This is a genomic window from Spirillospora sp. NPDC046719 (assembly GCF_040645715.1).
In the GTDB taxonomy this organism is placed as follows: domain Bacteria; phylum Actinomycetota; class Actinomycetes; order Streptosporangiales; family Streptosporangiaceae; genus Spirillospora.
This window is the reverse complement of record NZ_JBEYYT010000934.1, coordinates 1-1136: the sequence shown is the minus strand read 5'-3', so window position 1 is coordinate 1136 and position 1136 is coordinate 1. Positions and strand designations below refer to the sequence as shown.

Sequence of the window (1136 nt, the reverse complement as noted above, 5' to 3'; positions counted from 1 at the left end):
AGAGCTTGTAGAGCAGAGAAAAAATGAGGAAATTAAATGATCAATAATGTTACTTTAGTGGGCCGCCTTACACGTGATCCTGAACTTAGATATACACCCCAAAATCAAGCAGTAACTACTTTTTCCCTAGCTGTAAACCGTCAATTTAAAAATGCAAACGGAGATCGTGAGGCTGATTTCATTAATTGTGTCATCTGGCGTCAACAAGCCGAAAACTTAGCCAACTGGGCTAAAAAAGGCGCTTTGATTGGCATTACTGGCCGTATTCAAACACGTAACTACGAAAACCAACAAGGACAACGTGTATATGTGACTGAAGTTGTGGCAGACAGTTTCCAAATGCTCGAAAGTCGTCAGGAAAGAGGAAATGTACCCACTCCACCACCTTCAGCAACCCAAAATAATCAAAAACAAAGTTCCCCTGCAGATAGCCATGATCCATTTGCGAACTCAGAACCAATGAACATTCAAGATGATGATCTACCATTCTAAAATAAAAGGCATGTACAAGTTTTTATAGCTTGTACATGCCTTTTTTGTTATAATGATATCAGAGAAAGTTTATAGCGGTTGGCTGAGTAAAGAAGGAGGGGTGATGCCATGTTAATGGGTTACACCCTATCAAACTAGAAAGGCTATATTTTTTGAGCGTTTACAATGCAATCTCACTCATGCTTCTTTTTGGCATGTTTGTACTTGCACTGATTACTCTTGTAATAACAATAGTAAAAAGCATAAAAAAATAGACCCGCTAAACTTTTGACGAAGTAAGGTCTATTTTAAAGATTTTAACGAAGTCAACCGTCTTAAACGGTCTCTATGGAGCTTGTTAGTAGCAAGCTCTTTTTTCTTTACCTTTATTTTATCAAAAGTTATCAAAACTTGTCAAATTTTATCAATTATTATCAAATAAAGCTTGGGGCGGATAGTTCCCTAAAAATCAATATAAGGGTTGGAATATATAAACAAAAATGCACGGTAGGAGAGCCCTAAAAAATGCCTCTAGTGTCTAAGCAAACTCGGTATTATAACATAACATTTTTTAACTGACAAATAACCGATTCAAACAAAAATAAAAAACACTCTGACGAATCGTGTTTGAAATCAGAATGTTTTTTGCTTTTGTTTAAGACTCT

The 1136-nt window shown here is 36.0% G+C and carries 2 protein-coding genes; both read left to right on the top strand.

The features are described from left to right. Window positions 1-36: 36 nt before the first annotated feature. Complete coding sequence (ssb, locus tag ABZ914_RS51685) at window positions 37-492, top strand: single-stranded DNA-binding protein (protein WP_312258048.1); 456 nt, start codon at window positions 37-39, stop codon at window positions 490-492. Window positions 493-644: 152 nt separating this feature from the next. Further along, the gene (locus tag ABZ914_RS51680) at window positions 645-746 is read left to right on the top strand and encodes a putative holin-like toxin (protein WP_080613287.1); all 102 of its coding nucleotides are present in this window, start codon (window positions 645-647) and stop codon (window positions 744-746) included. The last annotated feature ends 390 nt before the right edge of the window (window positions 747-1136 follow it).

Bases quoted from the DNA above. Each gene is read 5' to 3' on its own strand.
- ssb (WP_312258048.1), top strand. From the start codon at position 37: ATGATCAATAATGTTACTTTAGTGGGCCGCCTTACACGTGATCCTGAA.